Raw genomic sequence first — 21,020 nt, forward strand, 5'->3', positions numbered from 1 at the left:
GTGGTTATTGAAATGTCTTATTTCAAACTCATAACCAATGAATTCGCCATGTACACGTTCCGATTAACCATCAAACAAAAGAGTATCATTAATAAGGGTTTAATGATTTGCACAACAGGTTTAGCTATATCACTTCTACTTGTTAGTATCCTTATAGGATAGGCAATCAAAACTTTACTATTGTCAAACAATAACTTTACTTTTTAGAATCGAAAAGGCTGTTCATTTTGAGCAGCCTTTTTTTATTTCCAATGATTCTAGACTTGGTGGTATAACTTTACGATTATGGATAAAATAGTCGATTTCTTTGACCGATTACAAAACTTCTATTTTGTACAAGCGGCTCTAACCATTATTATTCTTTTCCTCTTTTTTTCAGCCAGATGGCTCATAAGGAAAAGTGTAAATCGTCTTGGGAAAGAATTTTCTTATGATCCCAATAGAACCGCAGCTACTAAGCGTATTCTCTACCTCTCTCTTTATGTTGTTGTTGGATTAATATTAGTCGTAATCTGGGGCGGAGATCTAAATAACCTTTGGGTTTCAATTGGAAGTATCCTCGGTGTAATCGCTATCGGGTTCTTTGCCATATGGAGTATACTAAGTAACATTGTTGCTGGAATTATCATCTATTCCATAAATCCATTCAAAATTACCGATACGCTTGTGTTGGTAGAGAAAAATGTGACCGGAAAAGTCAAAGACATTGGGCTGATTTACACTACACTTGAAGATGAGGACGGCATATTTACCGTCCCTAATAATTTATTCTTTCAGCAAGTCGTAAAAGTGAAAAAATAACTAATCTGTTCTTAAAGATTCAACAGGATTTACCTTCGATGCTCTTATGGTATGATAGCTTATTACCATCATCGCCAATAAGATTGAGATTACACCGCTAATGATAAATAATTCAATACCAATCTCTGTTCTATAAGCAAAGTTTTCTAGCCATTTATTAATTAGCAATAATGTTATTGGAACTGAAAGAGCTATAGATATAACTATCTGTAAATAGAATCCTTTCGCTAATAATCTGAATATCGAAAGTGCAGAAGCACCCATCACTTTTCTGATCCCGATCTCTTTCACTTTACTATTCACTACCAGTAATGATAGACCTAGTAATCCAAGAATTGCTATGATGATCGAAAGAAATGTAGCTACAGAAATAAGTCTATTCATACGAGCTTCATTTTCATATTGTAATTTGATTTGCTCATCTATAAAGTTGAAATTCCAATTCTCGTTTGGAAACACCGCTTCCCATTCTTTCTTTAGAATTTTCGTCGCTTCTGTTAGATCAGATCCAGTATAGGTAAATACTAATTTAGGATCCAAAGAATCCGAGAAATCAGCATCTGAAACTCCTTTAAAAACAGGGACGGGGTTTTGTACGATAACCAAAGGTTCCACTACACTATGTAGAGAAGAATAGTGAAAGTCTTTTGCTACTCCGATGATCTGATGATCTCCAAAATCATCACCAGGAAGCTTCTTACCTAGAGGATCTTCCAAGTTAAAATAATCAACTGCAGTCTGGTTGAGAATGATTGATTGACGATCATCTAATCCATTTCCTACTTCAAAGCTTCTGCCCTCAGTTATCTTAATATTGAAAGCGGAGAGATAGTAAGAATCGACAGTTAGTATTCTAAACTTTCTAAAGTTTCCATCTTTGTCTTCGAATCCTAGTTGAGCCCAGCCGTTGCGTCCAAATATATGTGTTGCCATCGCTATATTCTTTATGTCTAGATACTTGGATAGCCCTGCTTTTAGAATTTCGCCATTATTCATTCCAGAAGTGATAGACTTACTCAATCCTTGAGCTGCAGGATCTGTGGGTAGTCTTGTAGAAATAACGGCCTCATAATTGTATCCTAAATCTTTGCCTTGAAGAAAGTTGATTTGTTTTTTCATAATCAAAGTAGTACTTATCAAGAATACAGTGATTAAGAATTGAAATACTACCAAACTCTTTCTTGCAGTGAGTTTCCCCAATGATAGATTACCCTGAAGTATTTTAATTGTTTTAAATCCAGAGAGAATAAAAGAAGGATAAATACCTGAAATTATGCCAATTGTAACGCCAATTGCAATAAAAATAAGCAAGTGCCAGGCTTGAAAATCATACAGTATAGAAGTTCCTGTGAGTGTGTTAAAAGTGGGTATAAGCAAAATAGCTATAGCGCTACCAATAGACATTGCTATTAGTGATAACAACAAACTTTCGCTGAGGTATTGATAAATCAAAGTTCTTTTGTGAGCTCCTAACACCTTCCTCATACCGACTTCCTTCTTGCGCTTAAGTGATTGCCCCATAGCCAAAGTAGTGTAATTCACGCATGCTATAATCAAAACAAGCAAGCCAATTGCACCTAGTATATACACATATTCTGGATTTGCTACGGGTGCATATCCCAGCGGGATATTTGGGTTTAAATGAATGTCTGTCAAAAGCTGAAGTCCTATATTGTACTCTCCTCGGTTTACTTCTTCACCCAGAAAACTCATCACAACATCTTGCATCTTTTCATCAATCATATCTACAGTTGCTCCCTCTTTAAGCAAGACATACGTTTCTGTCACAATAGTAAACCAACCACTCAATGCTCCTTCTGAATACAACTCTCTATTATTACCAGTAGATATAGCTAGATTAAATCGAATACTAGATTCATCTGGTATATCTTTCATTATAGCAGACACGGTAAAATCCCTAATGTTTTCATCAATCTGCAGCGCAAGCTTCTGCCCTATTGGATCACGATCTCCAAAGTATTTACCAGCATACAACTCGGATATCACAATATCATTGCGCGTAGGTAGTGGTGATTTCTCGTTTCCCTCTATTATTTTGAAGTCAAAAACATTAAATAAATCTGGACTTACAACGGATACACGTTCATCGATTCTATTTTCCCCTCTTCCAACCAAATGATTTTGTTCGATGTACTGAATTGCCCGCTCTACTTCTGGGAAATTCTCTTCCAACAGAGCTTCAAATCTCAATGGTGTAATTGAATTAAAAAACTCTTTCCCATCTCCATAATCCTCCTTAAGCCATGTTCTATAAATACGATCTTTCTTTTTATGAAATTGATCATAGCTGAATTCTTGCTTAACATACAATCCAAGAAGAATGAAACAGGTTATTCCTATAGTTAGCCCTAATAAATTGATAGAGCTATTGAATTTATCTCGCCATAGTACTCGCCCTGCGATTTTGAAGTTGTTTTTAGTCATCATAAGTCCTGAATTTTTGAATTTTTGATTCTTTTTGAGAGCAGACCACCTGAATGATCGAATTACTAACCACCAATAAATCAGGTCTGCATTTTTCCTACTTTTCTGATATTTATCCTCGTAAACTTCATACAGGTCTCCTTGCAAATCCTCCAATAAATAGGGATCACAAAACCATTCTAGTAATCGATCTGCAAGTTTTGGAGGTTGGTTCATCTTATGCCAGAGAAGGTGAATTTGGGTAGTTTTTGATATAGTGAATAGCGAAGTTCCATGGACTGATCCAAGACACTTCTACCAGCTTTTGTCAACGTGAAAAAACGCTTTCTTCGACCGCCTCTTTCATTAGATGCACCGCCCATTTCTGAACATACATATCCCTTCTTCTCCAACCGTCTAAGCACGGAATGAATAGCTGTCACATCCATGTTCCTTTTGGTATTGTTCTTTATTTCTTCAAGGATGATTACTGCATATGCTTCACTTAATAATGATCCTACGGTAAGTAGAACAAGCTCCTCTAGCTCACCTATGTGCTCTCCTTTCATTTCTAATCAAAGTTATTTGTTGTACAAACGTACATGTTATCAATTAGTTGTACAAATAACCATATAATAGATTTGGATGTATTGATTAAAAGCCCTCAACAACATTTTTAATTATTTTTTTCATAAAAACTGCAATTACGAATAATATTTGTAACTATTTTTACTGCAATTACGAATAATATTAAGCGTGCCGCTTGACCCAATTATCAATCGATATCTATTTGCGAGTCATTTTTGGGAGTTTAAAATGGCATCATGGCTTGGAAAATCATTAAAAATGAAGAAAACAAAACTTGGCGAATTTGAGGAATTAGTATTACTATCTGTGATCGTTTTACGCGAAGACGCTTATGGCGTGGAGATTAAGAAAGAATTGGAAAAACGGATGGAAGATCGACTGAGCGTAGGATCTATTCAATCTGCACTAAAGCGTATGGAAGAAAAGGGGTTCTTGACATCAGAGTTCGGTGAGGCTACCCAAAAGCGTGGAGGAAAGAGAAAACGGATTTACAATGCTACACCGTACGCTGAAAAAGTCTTAAATGAAATTAGGGCTATCCGGGAAGGTTTTTGGACACAAATAGCTTCTCAAGGACTAAGAACTATCTAAAATGAATAGCGCACAGCTACCTAAATGGTCTCGAAGGCTTCTTAGGCTTTTCATTCATGGAGAGTATTTGGAAGAGATAGAAGGGGATCTTGAAGAAGTCTTCTATGATGATTTAGAAGTCTATTCGGTAAAAGAAGCACGAAGAAAATATTCATTCGGTGTTTTGAAGCTCTTCAGGGTTAGCTTATTAAAAAACTTAAAATGGATTTACAAACTAGGACTAATTATATCAATTATGAGGACTTTAAAAATCGCTTTCAGAAATCTGATTAAATTCAAAACTCACTCAGCTATCAATTTGGTTGGGCTTTCACTTGGGCTTGCTATTGGGGGGCTCATACTCTTGTATGTAACTGATGAGCTTTCCTTTGATGATTTTCATACGAATGGAGATCGCATCTACAAGGTAGTTACTACTTCTCCAGAAGGTGGAATGGAAACCAATGCACATCCTATTGGGTATCAACTTAGGACTAAATATCCTGAAGTAGAGTCTGTTTTATATACTCGATGGGCATCTCCGAGTTTTAAGATAAACTATGAGGGAAAAAGGTATGATCACAAAGTGTACTACGCAAGTGAAGAATTTTTTCATATTTTCTCATTTCCTCTAAAATCAGGTGACCCAAAGACTGCTTTAAAAGATCCTTACTCAATCGTAATCACTGAGGCTCTGGAAGAGACCTACTTTGATGGGTCAGCATTAGGTCAAGCCATTACGCTGAGAGATTCCGTGAATTTTACAGTCACCGGAGTTGTGGAAGACCTCCCAAAAAACTCACACATCCAATTTGAGATGCTCATGTCCTTTTCCACCTTCCCTGATTTCAGATGGTTTAGTTATACTGATGGTTGGGGGAATTTTGATGTTAGAAATTATATTTTGCTCAAGGAAGGTGAAGATTCTGAAGAATTTCAAGCTAAAATCTCTAACATTTATGATGAGAATGTTGGAGATTGGTTAGACGAAATGGGCATGAAGTTTACTACAACTCTAATGCCATTGAAGGAAGTCTATCTAGGAGATGTCTTTTGGAACGGTTTTGGGCCAAATAGTTCTGGAAAACGAGTAAAGACTGTAACCATCATTGCAGCATTCTTACTAATTCTTGCCTGCATTAACTATATCAATTTAAGCACTGCAAGATCAGCTTATAGAGCAAAAGAAGTTGGGATGAAGAAGGTGGTTGGATCATCAAGAGGTTCAATCATTGCGCAATTCATGACTGAATCTTTTCTACTAACTATGATTTCTCTGATCTTCGGCATGTTGCTGATTATGATTACTCTACCATTCTTTAATGATTTGATGAGTAAAAGTTACACACTTAGTTCCTTTCTCACACCTTCATTTACCTCTGGAATTCTTGTGCTTGTCTTCGCAATCACTTTTCTATCGGGGTACTATCCTGCTCTTGTTATTTCTGGATTGAGACCCCTGAACGCTCTTAGTGGTAAATTAGATAAGGCCTATCAAGGGTTAAACCTTCGCAAAACACTAATCACTTTCCAGTTTTTCATTTCCTCTGGGCTGGTCCTCTCCACTCTATTGGTCATCAATCAATTAGCGTATATGCAAACCCAAGATCTGGGATTCGATAAAGAACAAGTACTCGTTATTAATGCAACGGATCTTCCCAAATCAACTACACGAAAAGTACTCAAAAACGAATTGGAGGCATTGGTTGGGGTGCATAAAGTAACACATACGAATGCACTACCTGGAAGGCCGGGGTGGCAAGGGCAATGGGCTTACCCCGGAAAACAAGAAGGTGAGCAGGTAGACACTGAATATATGGCCATCGATGAAAATTATATAGAAGCTCTTGGGTTGAAAATAGTTGCTGGAAGGAATTTTGAAACCAGTAGGCCTTCAGAACTTAAAGATGGCCTGATCATCAATGAGTCCTGCGTTATAGCGATGGGTTGGGAGAATTCAGAAAATGCCATTGGAAAGCGGATTGTCTCTCCTTCGGGAACTCCTGAAGGTAATGTGATTGGCGTAGTAAAGGATTATCACGGACTGGGTCTTCAAGAGCAAATCTGGCCGAAGGCAATGGATTATACAGGAGATACGTATGGGAGGTATTATGCAGTTAAGTATGACGCTAAACAAACCTATGATTTAATCAAGGGCATTGAAAAAACATGGAGTTCTACATTTGGCGATTATTCACTAGAGTACTTCTTCCTTGATGAAGACTTTGATAGGCAATATAGAGAAGAGAATCAGCTCGCTCAGGTATTATCAATCTTTGCTATCATCATCATCATCGTTTCAGCTATTGGGTTATTTGGATTGATCTCGTTCGTTGCTCTAAGCAGAACTAAAGAAGTGGGAATTAGAAAAACACTAGGTGCAAGTATTGGACAAATCGTTTTCATACTATCGAAGGAATTTGTTTTACTCGTCATCCTAGGCAATTTTATGGCTGTTCCATTGACTTGGTATTTTGGTAATCAATGGCTCAATGACTTTGCTTATCACACACGTATTGATCCTACTATTTTCATCATCACTATTGCAGCTACAGTTGTCATTGCATTTTTGACAGTAAGTATCCAAACAATGAAGACAGCACGGATGAATCCGGTAAAAGCGTTAAGGTATGAGTAGCTATCTTCCATAATAGAGTAACATGGGCTGCACTATTTCTTTATGAAATTTGTATCATAGTCATGGAAGAGATTCAAAAGTTGGAAGTTGAAACCAGCCTTCATTGCCAAGGATGTATTGATAAGGTAAAACCTCTGCTTGATTCAAATGACAAAATCAGTGAGTGGAAGGCTGATATGAATGGTCAAATCAAGCTCATTGTAGAAGGGTCAATTTCAAAAAAAGAATTGGATTCTCTTCTGGGTCAGAAAGGCTATCATATAAAATCAACTGAAGGTTTTTGGAAAGACAAGGTAAAATGGAATCGTGCTTCATTCAACACGTTGAATTGCTTGATTGGCTGTTCAATAGGAGATTTTGGTATGGTCTTTTTCCTTCAAGCATTTTACCCTTCCACTCCTATCATATGGCAAATGACGCTGGCTATCATAGCAGGATTATGCACTTCTATATTATTAGAAACTATCATTCTAAAAACCAGAGAGCATTTTTCTTGGTCTTTTGCACTAAAGACAGCTTTTGGTATGTCCTTCATCTCTATGGTAGCCATGGAACTAGCCATGACTTCAACAGACTTTATGATCACAGGTGGCAAAGCTGCATTTGATGATCCCATGTACTGGTTAGCCTTGGTTCCTGCCCTGATAGTAGGATTCATAACACCCCTTCCCTATAATTATTACAAGTTAAAGAAGTTCAATCAAGCTTGTCACTAAACCTAAAAAGTTAATATCCGTATCTTTGCATCAGTGCGCATTTTTAAAAACATAGCGAATACTTTTTTGGCAATCACATTGTTGGTTGCTACTACAGGTATCACTCTCAATAAACACTATTGTATGGGTAGGCTAAAGTCCATGGCTGTGAATGTGCATTCAGAACACTGTTTTGAAGGTGAAGAAGAGCAGATGCCTTGTTGTAAGGACATCAGCGAAGAGCTTAAAGTTGAAGAAATCACAACGGTGTTTTTTGATTTTGACGCAACTCCGGATTTGTTTCAGCTTGCTATTATCAACTATGTATTGTTGCAAGACATAGACTATAACAATGGATCTGAAAAATCCCCGTTCCAACATTACTCGCCACCCCTCCCAGATCAAGATATCCCAGTTCTCATACAGTCTTTCCTTATATAAAACCTGATTGTTTTTTAGGCGAATCTATTCGCGCAATTCGATTTTCTAATTGAAAAAAATTCAATCATGTTAAAACATATATATATATCAACATCAATAATTCTATTGACGCTATCAGCTCAGTCACAAACTATACGAGGCATGGTAGCAGATCAAAATCATGCGCCGCTTATTGGTGCTACAGTAATGGAACTGGGCACTCGAAATGGTATCGTTACGGGCACAAATGGCGGTTTTACTCTGAAATTATCTTCGAGAGACAGCAGGTTAATAGTCTCATATTCAGGCTTTTTAGCTGATACTATCAATGCTGACTTGTCGCAAAAGATGCACATTATGCTAAAAGAAAATACGGCAGAACTCGATGAAGTAGTAGTGCAAGCCAGTAGCACTTTTATGGATGATCTGGAGTCTAAACATGTAGAAGTTATTACAGAAGCAGAGCTTACTAAAGCAGCTTGTTGCAATCTCTCCGAAAGCTTTGAGACCAATGCCTCCGTGGATGTCTCATTTACTGATGCGGTAAGCGGAGCAAAAACCATCCGAATGCTTGGACTGGATGGTCGATATGTTCAGATAAATCGAGAGAATATTCCAAATGTTAGGGGACTTTCAGGCCGCTACGGTCTCTCTTATGTTCCTGGCACCTGGGTACAGTCGATCGATGTGGGAAAGGGAGCTGGAACAGTAGTAAATGGATATGAATCCATGACAGGTCAAATCAATGTAGAATTGAAGAAGCCTGAGAATAGTGAGAAAATTTACCTTAATGGCTATGCAAACTCATTTGGGAGGTTTGAGTTGAATGCAAATCATGCAAGAAATATTGATGACCAATGGAGTACTGCACTCCTTCTGCACTCAAACTATTTCAATAATGAGATCGATCAAAATAATGATGGGTTTATGGATCTCCCAAAATCCCGACAGTTCAATGTAATGAACCGATATAAATATCGTGGAGAAAAAATGGTATCTCAAATTGGATTTACAGTTATGCGAGATGAAAAAGCCGGCGGACAGCTTGGTTTTGACTTTGGAGACGACTTCAGCACTTCTTCTCAGTATGGTTTTGAAAATCAGACAACCCGAGCTGAAGTGTTTGGGAAAGTAGGCCTTCTGTTTCCACACAAACCATACAAAGGGTGGGGATTTATTTACTCTGCTTCTTACTTGGATATTGATGGAGGTTTTGGAAGAGATAATTATAAAGGAACTGAAAAAACTCTCTATGGGAATATCATTTTTCAGAATATCATTGGTAACTCCTTCCACCAATATAAAACTGGCGTAAGTATTCTATATGATGATTTTGATGAAGTATATGCCGATTCTGCTTTTTCAAGACAAGAAGTTGTTCCGGGCATTTACTATGAGTACACCTATAGCCCTAGAGATAAATTCACCCTATTGCTAGGCGCAAGAACGGACTTTCATAATTTGTATGGAACGTACTTTACCCCTCGCTTACATACGCGCTATCAGTTTTCAAAAAACACGACATTAAGAGCAGCCATCGGTAGAGGATATAGAACACCTAATGTTATTGTAGAAAACAGTAACATTCTCGTTTCTTCCCGGCAAGTGATTATTGAGGAGAACCCTAAGCCAGAAGTATCCTGGAACATTGGAGGAAGTTTAGTGACAGCAATAAATGTGAGAGATAAGAAATTAAATCTTATTGTGGATTATTTCTATACGACATTTGAAAATCAACTTATTTATGATGTAGATGCCAATTCCAGTCAACTGAGTGTTTACAATTTAAGAGGTGATTCATATGCTCATAGTTTTCAGTTAGAAGGAAACTACCAGTTTTCAGAACGATTAAGTACAAAAGCAGCTTATAAGTTTTATGATGTTAGAGCCACAATCAATGAAAGAGTAAGAGAAGTACCCTTCAATTCGCGAGATAGATTCTTCTTAAACACATCGTACTCAACACGATTTGACAAATGGGAAACAGACGCTACACTGCAGTGGTTCGGATCTAAACGCCTTCCAAACACTTTAGACAAGCCAGTCGAATTTCAACGTGGATCGTCATCTCCAGATTTTTTTCTTCTCAATGCGCAAGTAAGTCGGGGATTCAGGTGGGGCAACATCTATCTGGGTTCCGAAAACCTACTTGGCTATACGCAGAGCAACCCGATCATTGATGCGGAAAATCCGTTTGGCAATAATTTTGATGCATCTATTGTATGGGCGCCAATAGCTGGCCGTATGGTATATGCTGGATTTAGATATAAAATTAGACGTTAGATTTAAGACATTAGATTTCGAGATATGAAAAATTCAATTACAATAATCTCCTTATTTTTATCAATCGTGGTTTTTGCTCAGAAAGAACCCTTAGAGGTAAATGGAGGGTTTAAAGTAGAGATTAAGACCTCAGCGATTTGTGCGATGTGTCAGTATGCGCTTGAGAAGGATTTAGCTTTTGAAAAAGGCGTGAAGGAAGCAACACTCAATCTTGATGATAAAGTGATGACCATATTCTACAATCCGAAGAAAACGAATGCAAAGACACTCAGGGAACGAATTACACTGGTAGGTTATCATGCAGATACATTAGCTCGGAACCCCGTTTCTTATGATAAGCTTCCTATGTGTTGTAAAGATGGAGCACACGGGACTCCTATTCCTCAGGTACCATTAAAAAAGAATAATTGAAAGAAGTTAGGCTAGTTATTTCGCTCGATGCTTAGCGAAAGTCCTTGCAGCACTGCAATAGTCCAGAAATGATCGGTTTAATGATTCATCATTGAGTCTGGAGATGTAACTCGCTACCGATTCTGCGTTATCCGCCAAATGATCATTGAGATCATTCGTTGAGTTGTCGAGATCTGAAACGAGTTGTTTGATCGAATTTTTCAGTTGCAATCGGTGAGATTGATTCTTTAGGTATAACATTTTTGTAGCTGGTTATCTAAGAATCAAAAGAAGTATAAATCTGGAAGAATAACCACCGGATTTACACCTATTTTTTAAACGGTTTGTTTTCTTTATCAATCATTAACATTTATTTAAACTCTGCTACGGAGGAGTTTAAATGAAAATGATTATTTACTCACCTCCTCTTTTCGGTCTTTTAGGCCTCATTTTCCTGAATTTTTCAAGTTGATCCTCAGTCAATGTTGCTTCCAACTCCTCTTCCATCTTCTTTCTTGTCTCCTCTGCTTTTTGCTGTTCTTTCATAGCATCTTTATACTTTTCGTGAATAGCTTCCCATTGTTTTATCTGATCTCCAGTTAAGCTCAATTCTTTTGTAGCCTTTTTGATCATTTGTTCAGCAGATGGTGGTGCTTTGCGTTCAGGTCTTTGCCCTTGCGCATTCACAAAAGTTACCATGCATATCATTCCCAATATTATTAATGTCTTTTTCATCATTATTTTGTTTTAGTTTCAACTTTAGACGCGAACTATTCAGGAATCCGTCGGCCTTAAACGTTAAAATCAGTTAATAACTAGCCTAAGATAAATTTCACTGCCGCTTCTGAATGGCATTTTACAGTATTAAAAATTGGTACGCTTAAGTCCTCCTTTGCTATCATCAAAGGAAATTCTGTGCACCCAAGTATTACACCTTTTGCTCCTTGAGAAATCATTTTATCGAGAGAGCTCATCACATATTCTTTTGAAGAATCTTTACTTATCCCGAATGTAAGTTCTTCTTGAATAATCCGGTGAAGTTCTTCTATTGTTGAAGTCTTTTTTGGAACTAGTACCTCAACTCCATTGCGCGAAATCTTATCTATTATATATGACTCTTCCATGGTGAATCTTGTACCAATAAAACAGACTATTTTAATACCATTTGATATAATTGACTTAGCTGTTGCCTCCGCGATATGCAGTATAGGCACATTTATTGAATCGTTGACTGTATCGTAAACTTTATGAGGTGTGTTAGCACAAAACATAACCGCTTCCGCACCCGCTTTTTCAAGATCTAAGGCAGCATTAGTGAGCATTTTTGCTACTTCTTCCCACTTATCCTCTTTTTGATATTTATGAATTTGCGATTGGTTAAGTGTATAAAGGACTATCGGTGGATTAGTGTTATCTCCAAAGTGATCATTAATACTTTGATTGATTGAGCTATAATATTCAATGGAAGAATGCCACGATGTACCCCCTATCAATCCTAGTTTTCTCATCTTCAAAAAAAATTCAATTTCTAGACCTTCCAGATGGAGGTGGTTGATTCTTTTCTTTTCCAACTAGCACATTAGCAATGTCATCAACTACTAATTCATAGCGGGTTTGTTGTTCTTCATTGCAAAGATCTCTCAAATCCTCAAAGTGCTGATACGTAATAGTCAACTTCTCTTCTTCCAGGCTCTTTAGCTTCTCTAATGTCTTGGAAATCTGAATAGAGTCCTGTTCTAAATTCTTTAGATGGAAAAAATAGGACTTAATTATATTTCGATAATCGTGATTAATCCGTCTCATACGGGCGCCATGAACTTTGGCTAATTCAAAATAAGCTTCTTCTTGCTCAATATTGAGATCCAATTCTCTACTTATCTTTTGCATTAAATCCCTTTTCTGTCGAAATGGTCTCTGACTTCCACCCTTAGCTGAAAACATCATTACAATCAAGATGCCATTCACAAGGAGCATCAAGATCAATCCAATTTTGTATACGTTTAATTTACTCATCGTTAGTAGATATTGTAGTCACTGACTATAGTTGAATATGCATCCTGTTTTTCCACATCTGATAAAGATGAACGGTAGGTTATGATAAAATATAGATTGGCAGAAAGTACCAGAGTAACAGTCGCAGCTACTGCAAGCCACTGACGTTTATTTAAGGATTCCATACGGATTTTTCTACGGATTTTTTGAAAAACAGCTTCTTGTGGTTCAACCCTCTTCATGCCTTCCAGACTGTTCATCATTTTGTCTTTCCAATCTTCCATAATCATTTAGTCGTATTTTTAAAATGCTTCCCTCTCTCAGGATAATATTTTTCTAGGGCTACTCTAAGATTTGATTTTGCCCTTTGCAATAGTGATTCAACTGCTTTTCTAGAAATTTTCATAATCTCAGCTACTTCATTTTGAGGAAGGCCTTCCATTTGGGTAAGAATAAATGCCGTTTTTTGATTTTCAGCTAATCCGTCAATAACGCTAAAAAGTAATTTTGCATTTTCCTGATTCTCCAATTTTACACCAGGATGTACAAAGTCTACTGATTCATGAAGGATTTCCGTGGTACCCGATTTGAAAATAGATGTGAATATGCCCTGACGTTTTTGACTGCTCTTTTTTCTTAGAAAGTCGAGTGACTTATTCACCGCAATTCGATAAATCCATGTGCTGACCTTTGCATCAAATCGGAATTTACTAGCTGTACTAAATATAGTTACAAACACATCCTGCAATACTTCCTCAGCATCCTCCACACTCTTTGTGTATCCGATAGCAGTGTTGTAGATTTTCGAGGAATATTCATTGTAAAGTTTTTCTAATGCGTACTCGTCACCTTTCGCTATCGATTTGATCCAATTGTTCTCTTTACTCATTACCCGATTATCCCTCACTAAAAGAGGTACTTGATTTCAAATATATGCAAAAGCTTACCTGAGCATGAAACTGAGACTAGACTTACAGACTAAATACTTCAAATTAAAACTCAGTTAATGGATTGATAATCGTTAATCTTGTCATCTGAATTTAAGCAACTGTGAAAATCTATTCTTCCAACATCATAAACCTCAAAGAGGACTTCAATAAGCTTTCAGCAAGTGACAAACAAATGAGCTTCACACGGCTATTTACAGCTTTGGCCGCCGGTTTGCTTTTTTATCAATACTATCAAACTGATCAAATAGCTTTTGGCTTAGCGAGCCTTTTAGTGACAATAGGATTTTTCTTACTTATCCAAAAGCACCAATCGATACGCTGGAAAAAAAGGCTTGCAAAAGAAAAAATAGAGATTAATGAAAATGAGTTAGCACATTTAGAAAGTGGAGAATTACCTTTTGAAGATGGATCAGAGCTTACTCAACATGATCATCCTTATTCCTATGACTTGGATTTTTTTGGCGAAAGATCATTATTCCAAACATTAAACCGTACTGGTACAATTCGAGGGAAACAAAAGCTTGCGGACTCATTGCTTTTCATTTTATCCAAAAAGGAGATTGAGAAAACACAAGAGTCGGTAAAAGAACTCACTCCGATGGTAGACTGGCGCCACCATTTTCTTGCTCTGGCAAAGATAGAACCCGATAGTTCTGAGACGTATCAAAAGCTGATTGATTGGTCGAAGAAAAAGCCGTCAAAAATCATTGTTTTTGTCCGTTTGCTTTCCTTTATTCTACCTACTGCAACACTCCTACTTATTACCTTGTATTTCATCAATGGGTCAGGATTCATAGGAAATATGGTAGGGCTATTATGTCTTACAAATCTTGCTGTTTTAGGAGTTCATTTTAATTCGCTACGCAGTGAACTTACCGCTACTACAGACATAGAGAAAATTCTAAAACAGTACTCTCATCTTCTTAAGGCAATAGAACGCCATCCTTTTGCCACAAAAAAACTCTCTGATCTTAGAGATCAATTAACAACAAGCCAGATCAAGGCCAGCTCCGCAATTCACAATTTGGCGCTATTGTTTGGAAGATTGGAACATGTCTCCAATGTATTTGCTAGCCCCATTTTAAATGGCCTGGTTTTGTATCACCTCCATGTTTTGCATGCTCTTAATAAGTGGCGAACATTATACGCGACTCATATTAAAGATTGGTTAGATGTTATAGGAGAAGTGGAACAATTAAATAGCTTAGCTAATTTCCATTACAACAACCCGTCATTCACTTATCCCGAAATCAATAGTGAGGAAAAGATATTTTTTGAAGATTTGGGACATCCTCTTATTCCTTCTGACAAAACGGTTACTAATTCCATAAGCTTTAATGAACATAGCTTCTTTATCCTAACGGGTTCCAATATGTCTGGGAAAAGTACTTTTCTACGTACTGTTGGAATAAATATGGTACTTGCTGGAATAGGTGCTCCAGTTTACGCTACAAAATCTAGTGTCCACCCATTGCCTGTTCTGGTATCGATGCGCTTGTCGGATTCACTAAGTGATAGCGAGTCTTACTTTTATGCCGAAGTTAAACGTCTTAAGTACATCATGGATCGACTGGAAAAAGAGCCCTGTTTTGTGCTTCTGGATGAAATACTACGAGGCACTAATTCAGATGACAAACGAAATGGAACGATAGAAGTAATTCGAAAAATGGCTGCTAAGAGAGTCTTCGGTGGAATAGCAACTCATGATTTAGAAGTTTGCAATGTATCAAAAGAATTTTCTAACACGTTAATCAATAAGCGCTTTGAAGTAGAGATCATCAATGACGAGCTAGTATTTGACTATAAACTACAGGATGGTGTATGTCAAAACAAAAGCGCAAGTTTTATCATGAAGAAGATGGAGGTAATTTAACCCCACTATCTTCCTAAATTTAGTTCATGCGATACGTACTTATCATCATTACTCTATCCATGGCTCTGTCTTCATTTTCGCAGAAAGAGCCTGCAAACAATCCAAAAATTACCGAGTTGGTAATGTCCATGTCTCAACGATCACTTGTGATGCCGGGATATCTCACCGACTTGAAAGCTTTAGTCGCCAGGCAAGCATATGAATTTTGGAAAAATGGAAATACAGAACTCTATGTTTCTCACCTGAATGTCTATCAAGCATTGTATCAAGCTAATAAGTATCTCGGTTACGATTCGGCTAGAGATATGACCTATAATCAAGTTGGTTTTCATTCCAACACCGTGACTTCAGTTGTTTTCAGCTCAGATCCTAACTTCTATTACTCCTCTTCTACGGATGGTAAAATTCTGAAATGGAATGTCAATGAACCTCGTAACATTCCTGAAGTAGTTTATGAATCTGAGAAAATAATTCAGTCAATCGAAATGTCGAGTGATGGAAAGATTCTCATGGCAATTTTCTATCAGAAAGGACTTGCTCTTATCCCCACAGTTCAAAACCCACAAAAAGATATCTCTGTACTAGAGGATCCCCAACCCGTACAAACAGCCACATTTATTCCTGGAGAGCGCAAATATCTGAGTGTGACGAAGGAAGGAGACTTGATTTTGAAAGGATTTGATGCTCAAGCTAAAAATGTGGGAAAAACAGCTTTAAAGGTGAACAAACTAAAAGTTGACCAGCAGAATGGAACAGTCTACGCTGGCACAGAACAGGGTGTTCTTGAAGCTTGGGAGAAACCGTATGAAGTCAAAGAAAGTCCTATTGAAGACATCATGAAAAACTGGCATGAGCAATCTTATTTTGGATATGAACTAGGTTCATTTGCCATCAACTGTCTGGATATAAACCCTGACGGAAATACATTAGCTATAGGGAGGGATCGTGGAGATGTGATTTTATGGGATATCTCAAAGAAAGAATTGATTCGAATCATCTCCGGACATCAAAGTACTGTAACTGATATTCAGTTTAGCCCAAATGGAAAGCTATTGCTCACCACGAGCCGAGATGGCTCTGCCAGAATCTGGGATCTCAGCGATTCTCGCAAGCTACCAATCATTTTGGATGATCATAACGATTGGGTATTCACTGGTAGCTTTAATCCTTCTGGCAGTCAGGTCATCACAGGGGGCGGTGATGAATATATTCGCACTTGGCCAGTAGATCCAGCTTTTTTTGCTTCGCGAATTTGTGAACTCGTTGACCGAAGCTTAACTCAAGAAGAATGGAATGAATTCGTGGGGATTAATATTCCATATGAGGGAACCTGCCGTAAATAGCTTTCTCTTTAATCCTAAAAAAGACTTACCTCATCGAAGTTTGGTTTCAAGATTGTGTAAAACGTATTTTCTTGGCGAATTAAACCTAATATTTGAATACCAACAACCATGCTAAAACAATTTTCACACTCATTATTGACAACTGAAGAACTTGCTATAATAGCCGAAAGGCTAGTACAAGCAGTCGATACATCTTCATTAAAGGGCATTCTTGGAAACAGAATTAAGAAAACCAATGAAGCTTCTACTGTATTGTCTGAAGCATTGAACGAAAGCTTGTCCAGCGTGTACGCCTCCCGAGTGCAGCAAGCTGACTTGCTTAGGGATGATGCGTTCCAAGCCTTCAAATATGGTGTGCTATCAGCTTCTTATAGAACAGAACCATTAATTAAAAAAGCCGGTGAAAAGCTTGTTGAAATAGTTAGAAAAAGAGGCTTTAGCTTATACAACCTCGCTTACATTGCTCAAAGTGAAGCAATGAGGAGTTTAGTAGAAGATCTCGAGAAATGCTCACACGAAATATCACAAGCGGGTGTAGCTGATTTACTTCAAGAAATGCTTACTGCAAATGAAAATTTCAGCCAAGTGTATCATGAGAAGTTAAGCGATGGCACACAGAACGAAACACCGCAGGTAGTAGTCTGGAAGACAGAATTATCTAAGCAAATAACGCTTTTCCTTAATCACATAGAACTGCTGGATGAAGACAAAGAAGAAGGTGTAGAAAAACTGGTGAATAGCCTGAATAGCATTATCACAGATATGATGAAGCAAGTTCAACAAAGGCAGCAAGTCGCTTAACAAGATTATTCCATTTGTCGGCTATTTGCTAAACCCTTTCATGAACTTGTTACGTTACGCCTCCTCATGATCAAATTCTTTTCTCTATTAATAGTAGTTGTAGTTGTTTCATGTAGTGCGCCTAGTCCTTCTGCACAACAAATAGTTGATGACGCCATACAAATGTCAGGAACAGAAGTACTCAATAATGCGAGTGCCTCTTTTTCGTTTCGCGGAATCACGTATGAATACTCATCAAAAGACGGAAAGTATACATACACTCGTTCACTACAAGATTCGCTACAAAATGAGGTTAAGGATGTTTTGAAGAATGATGGGTTAATCAGGTATATTAATAATGAAGAGGCGATCATTACAGAAGAAAAAAGAACAACATACACTGCCTCAGTGAACTCTGTTATCTACTTTGCTTTTTTGCCAGTTTCCCTCAATGATGTTGCTGTAAACAAGACTTTAGAAGGAACTGTTGAAATCAAAGGAAATAGCTACTACAAAATTAAAGTCACTTTCGATTCTGAAGGGGGTGGTGAAGATTTTGAAGATGTATTCTATTATTGGTTTGATACGAAAGATTACAGTATGGACTATCTCGCCTATAGCTACAATGAAGTAGATGGCAAGGGTATGCGTTTTCGAGTAGCTTACAATTCTAGAAAAGTTAATGGAGTCACCATACAGGATTATAAAAACCTTAAACCCAAAGTAAAAGAAAGCATATCCTTAGTAGGCATTGATCAAGCGTATACAAATGGTGAACTTGTGGAATTATCACTCATAGAATTAGAAGATGTGGTAATTTCGATTGAATGAAATTGCACTACCTCCTATTACTATTTCTTTTCAATTACTGCACACAAACTCAAGAAGAAAAATCTCAGCTGATCTATGAACTCTCCAGCCCAGCAGCTGATCACTCAAGTCTACCCTATCTAGTTAAAGGTGACGATGGAAAGCTGTATTTAAGTTGGGTGGAAAAGGGGGATTCGATCAAGGTAGTTTTAAAATATTCAGAATTTCAATCTGAAAGCTGGTCTACTCCAGAGTCTATTGCTCACGGAAATAACTGGTTTGTTAACTGGGCTGATTATCCCATGATTGCAGCGGATAAGAAGGGAAATAAAATTGCCCATTACTTAGCCAAAAGTTCTAAAAGCACCTATTCTTACGATGTTAATATAGTTCTGAAACATCCTGACTCAGCAAATTGGTCTAAACCGATTATTCCCCATACTGATAACACACCTACAGAGCACGGATTTGTTACCATGTTGCCTAATAACAATGACTCTTTTGTACTTGCTTGGTTGGATGGACGAAATACTACCACTGGGGATCATAGCGATCATGGAAGTGGTGGAGCCATGACCATTCGTACCGCGGTTTTAGATATGGAAGGGAATCTATCTAAGGAATTTGAACTTGATAGTCGAATCTGTGACTGCTGTCAAACAAGCGGCATACTGACTAAAAATGGGCCAATCTTTGTATATCGTGACCGTTCTGTAGATGAAATACGAGATATGGCATATATTTCGAAAGTGGATGAGGAATGGCAAGCACCAAAGCTAGTAGCCAGAGACAACTGGAATATTTCAGGCTGTCCAGTCAATGGTCCTAGAATGGCTGCAACTGATAACACCATAGCTGTAGCCTGGTATACAGCAGCTTTGAATCGTCCCATGGTCAAAGTTGCATTCAAGGCTGGTGTAGAATTTGATGCTCCAATCATTGTTGACAATTCTTCTCCTATCGGAAGAGTAGATGTTGTGATCATTAATGATCAAACAGTAATTGTTAGCTGGCTGGACGATGGGGAAACACCTGCCATCAAATATAGAGAGGTCCGTAAAAATGGATCTATGTCCCCAGTATATGTAGTCGCAGCAACATCGGAAGCGCGTGGAAGTGGCTTTCCCCAAATGGAGATTCATGAAGGATCGATCTACTTCGCCTGGACCGAAGTAGGCGAAGTAGATCAAATCAGAATGAAGAAAGTCACCCTTAATTAGGTGGAATATCTATTGATTAACCTTCGATAGTTTCCAGTGCTTAAGATCGCAATTACCAGCATTAAAAAGACAGATATTATTACCACTGTTTTGCTTGACAGTATGGCAAGTGATTCATAGAAAATTGTAGAGATTAGTAAGATCATTCCTATGACAATTGAGAATAAAAAGTACCGAAATGATATTCTAAGCTTTGCTGCAACTGAAGCTTTATGCTCATCAATTTCGACCATCTTTAATAGGACAGTTTCTTCGAAATTTTTATCAGAAATTTCAATTTTTGCCTTTCTGACTATCTCTTGAAGGAAATCGTCCTTAAATTCATCAGACTCTATCATGCTATTTCGTTTTTTCCATTTTACTTCTCAAGTTCTTTCTTGCTCTATGCAAAATTACTTTTGTATTTGCCAGAGTCCAGCCTGTAATGTTCATAACCTCTTTTAAACTATTCTCTTCCAAATAAAAAAGATTTAGTGCCAGGCTTTCATTTGCAGGCAATGCCTTTAGTGCTTTTTCAATTCTTTCTCGATCTTCATCTGACTCATTGGCTGAAGTTTTCTTAAAACTAACCTCGTTTATATCTGTTGTCGGAACTTCCTTTTTCAGCTTTCTCAGTCGCTGGAAAGATTCATTGACCACTATCCGATAAAACCAAGTACTAAATTTTGACTCTCTGTTGAAGGACTTAATTCCACTAAAAGCTTTTACAAAAGCATCTTGAGCCACTTCCTCGGCATATTGATCATCTTTTACAATGGATACCGCAATGTTTAAGGCCATGTCTTTGTAGGTATTGATGAAGTAACGATAAGCATCGGAATCTCCTGCAAGGATTTTATCGAGGTAAACCTCATCCATGCTTATCCAATCCCTTTTTTCCAATGAAATGATTAACCACACACGCAATTCCAAGACATGCTCCGATGATGAATGTAATCAAAAACCCTTTGAACAATTCCATATCATTTTCCAATGATTTGACTAGAAACCCTATTAACAAAAAAGCGATACTCATTCCGACTAACACCACTCCTACTTTGAGCCAAGGAAAAGTAAACTCAAACTTGTTCTCTTTCTGAACGCCAATGATGTCCTCCAATTTATCACCTCTCTCAATCAGAACCATCCGCTCTTTATCTCTTGCCTGATGATAGAAATACCAGGATAGAAACAGTGCTGCTATGAAAGCCACACCGATGATACAAAAGACAATTAATTGAGTTATTTCTATTGTATTTCCCAT

General features: G+C 37.6%; 23 protein-coding genes. 12 read left to right on the forward strand and 11 right to left on the reverse strand.

What is annotated here, in order from left to right; genetic code table 11:
• The first annotated feature begins 285 nt into the window (after positions 1-285).
• The gene (locus ABJQ32_07325) at positions 286-801 is read left to right on the forward strand and encodes a mechanosensitive ion channel domain-containing protein (protein ID MEP5289443.1); all 516 of its coding nucleotides are present in this window, start codon (positions 286-288) and stop codon (positions 799-801) included.
• Here ABJQ32_07325 and ABJQ32_07330 read toward each other — a convergent pair whose 3' ends face one another.
• Together ABJQ32_07330 and ABJQ32_07335 are read right to left on the reverse strand one after the other, a co-directional pair.
• Positions 802-3,462: an ABC transporter permease gene (locus ABJQ32_07330; GenBank protein MEP5289444.1), complete on the reverse strand. Its 2,661-nt coding sequence runs from the start codon at positions 3,460-3,462 to the stop codon at positions 802-804.
• Positions 3,459-3,794 carry a PadR family transcriptional regulator gene (locus ABJQ32_07335; protein MEP5289445.1) on the reverse strand — a complete coding sequence of 112 codons (336 nt, stop codon included), beginning with the start codon at positions 3,792-3,794 and terminating at the stop codon, positions 3,459-3,461. Before ABJQ32_07335 ends, ABJQ32_07330 begins: the two co-directional genes overlap by 4 nt.
• Before the next feature lie 277 nt (positions 3,795-4,071).
• On the opposite strand from ABJQ32_07335, the gene ABJQ32_07340 reads away from it, so the two are divergent.
• From ABJQ32_07340 to ABJQ32_07365, 6 genes are all read left to right on the forward strand, one after another.
• Positions 4,072-4,404, forward strand: a complete 333-nt coding sequence (locus ABJQ32_07340; GenBank protein MEP5289446.1) for a helix-turn-helix transcriptional regulator — start codon at positions 4,072-4,074, stop codon at positions 4,402-4,404.
• 1 nt (position 4,405) lies between these two features.
• Positions 4,406-7,021, forward strand: coding sequence for an FtsX-like permease family protein (locus ABJQ32_07345; GenBank protein ID MEP5289447.1), 2,616 nt, complete (start codon positions 4,406-4,408; stop codon positions 7,019-7,021).
• 62 nt (positions 7,022-7,083) lie between these two features.
• Entirely contained in the window at positions 7,084-7,737 is a 654-nt protein-coding gene (locus tag ABJQ32_07350) for a DUF4396 domain-containing protein (protein MEP5289448.1), read from the forward strand.
• Between the two features lie 123 nt (positions 7,738-7,860).
• Positions 7,861-8,157 carry a hypothetical protein gene (locus tag ABJQ32_07355; protein ID MEP5289449.1) on the forward strand — a complete coding sequence of 99 codons (297 nt, stop codon included), beginning with the start codon at positions 7,861-7,863 and terminating at the stop codon, positions 8,155-8,157.
• A gap of 66 nt (positions 8,158-8,223) precedes the next feature.
• Positions 8,224-10,419, forward strand: a complete 2,196-nt coding sequence (locus tag ABJQ32_07360; protein ID MEP5289450.1) for a TonB-dependent receptor — start codon at positions 8,224-8,226, stop codon at positions 10,417-10,419.
• A 24-nt stretch (positions 10,420-10,443) separates the two neighbouring features.
• Positions 10,444-10,830: a heavy metal-associated domain-containing protein gene (locus tag ABJQ32_07365; protein MEP5289451.1), complete on the forward strand. Its 387-nt coding sequence runs from the start codon at positions 10,444-10,446 to the stop codon at positions 10,828-10,830.
• Between the two features lie 15 nt (positions 10,831-10,845).
• On the opposite strand, the gene ABJQ32_07370 is transcribed toward ABJQ32_07365, so the two are convergent.
• The 6 genes from ABJQ32_07370 to ABJQ32_07395 form a co-directional block, all read right to left on the reverse strand.
• Positions 10,846-11,070, reverse strand: coding sequence for a hypothetical protein (locus ABJQ32_07370; protein ID MEP5289452.1), 225 nt, complete (start codon positions 11,068-11,070; stop codon positions 10,846-10,848).
• Positions 11,071-11,223: 153 nt separating this feature from the next.
• Positions 11,224-11,544, reverse strand: coding sequence for a Spy/CpxP family protein refolding chaperone (locus tag ABJQ32_07375; GenBank protein MEP5289453.1), 321 nt, complete (start codon positions 11,542-11,544; stop codon positions 11,224-11,226).
• An 80-nt stretch (positions 11,545-11,624) separates the two neighbouring features.
• Positions 11,625-12,317 (reverse strand): amino acid racemase, encoded by a 693-nt coding sequence (locus ABJQ32_07380; protein ID MEP5289454.1) that lies wholly within the window; start codon positions 12,315-12,317, stop codon positions 11,625-11,627.
• A 13-nt stretch (positions 12,318-12,330) separates the two neighbouring features.
• Positions 12,331-12,822 (reverse strand): hypothetical protein, encoded by a 492-nt coding sequence (locus ABJQ32_07385; protein ID MEP5289455.1) that lies wholly within the window; start codon positions 12,820-12,822, stop codon positions 12,331-12,333.
• A 2-nt stretch (positions 12,823-12,824) separates the two neighbouring features.
• Complete coding sequence (locus ABJQ32_07390) at positions 12,825-13,091, reverse strand: hypothetical protein (GenBank protein MEP5289456.1); 267 nt, start codon at positions 13,089-13,091, stop codon at positions 12,825-12,827.
• Positions 13,088-13,690, reverse strand: a complete 603-nt coding sequence (locus tag ABJQ32_07395) for an RNA polymerase sigma factor (protein ID MEP5289457.1) — start codon at positions 13,688-13,690, stop codon at positions 13,088-13,090. The genes ABJQ32_07390 and ABJQ32_07395 overlap by 4 nt, the downstream gene beginning before the upstream one ends.
• 161 nt (positions 13,691-13,851) lie before the next feature.
• Between ABJQ32_07395 and ABJQ32_07400 the strand changes: the two genes are divergently transcribed.
• The 5 genes from ABJQ32_07400 to ABJQ32_07420 all read left to right on the forward strand — a co-directional run bounded on the left by ABJQ32_07400 (position 13,852) and on the right by ABJQ32_07420 (position 19,777).
• Positions 13,852-15,624, forward strand: a complete 1,773-nt coding sequence (locus ABJQ32_07400) for a hypothetical protein (GenBank protein ID MEP5289458.1) — start codon at positions 13,852-13,854, stop codon at positions 15,622-15,624.
• Between the two features lie 26 nt (positions 15,625-15,650).
• Positions 15,651-16,967 (forward strand): hypothetical protein, encoded by a 1,317-nt coding sequence (locus tag ABJQ32_07405; protein ID MEP5289459.1) that lies wholly within the window; start codon positions 15,651-15,653, stop codon positions 16,965-16,967.
• A gap of 108 nt (positions 16,968-17,075) precedes the next feature.
• Positions 17,076-17,768 (forward strand): DUF6261 family protein, encoded by a 693-nt coding sequence (locus ABJQ32_07410; protein ID MEP5289460.1) that lies wholly within the window; start codon positions 17,076-17,078, stop codon positions 17,766-17,768.
• A 66-nt stretch (positions 17,769-17,834) separates the two neighbouring features.
• Positions 17,835-18,578 (forward strand): DUF6503 family protein, encoded by a 744-nt coding sequence (locus ABJQ32_07415; protein MEP5289461.1) that lies wholly within the window; start codon positions 17,835-17,837, stop codon positions 18,576-18,578.
• A complete protein-coding gene (locus tag ABJQ32_07420) occupies positions 18,575-19,777 on the forward strand; it encodes a sialidase family protein (GenBank protein MEP5289462.1) in 1,203 nt (400 codons plus the stop codon). The genes ABJQ32_07415 and ABJQ32_07420 overlap by 4 nt, the downstream gene beginning before the upstream one ends.
• Here ABJQ32_07420 and ABJQ32_07425 read toward each other — a convergent pair.
• The 3 genes from ABJQ32_07425 to ABJQ32_07435 are packed head-to-tail and all read right to left on the reverse strand — an operon-like array spanning position 19,774 to position 21,020.
• On the reverse strand, positions 19,774-20,115 hold the full coding sequence (locus ABJQ32_07425) for a hypothetical protein (protein MEP5289463.1): 342 nt from the start codon (positions 20,113-20,115) through the stop codon (positions 19,774-19,776). The two genes, ABJQ32_07420 and ABJQ32_07425, sit on opposite strands and share 4 nt — an antisense overlap.
• A gap of 1 nt (position 20,116) precedes the next feature.
• Positions 20,117-20,659, reverse strand: coding sequence for an RNA polymerase sigma factor (locus tag ABJQ32_07430; GenBank protein MEP5289464.1), 543 nt, complete (start codon positions 20,657-20,659; stop codon positions 20,117-20,119).
• Complete coding sequence (locus tag ABJQ32_07435; protein ID MEP5289465.1) at positions 20,628-21,020, reverse strand: hypothetical protein; 393 nt, start codon at positions 21,018-21,020, stop codon at positions 20,628-20,630. The genes ABJQ32_07430 and ABJQ32_07435 overlap by 32 nt, the downstream gene beginning before the upstream one ends.

Source organism: Marinobacter alexandrii, from assembly GCA_039984955.1.
GTDB lineage: Bacteria > Bacteroidota > Bacteroidia > Cytophagales > Cyclobacteriaceae > Ekhidna.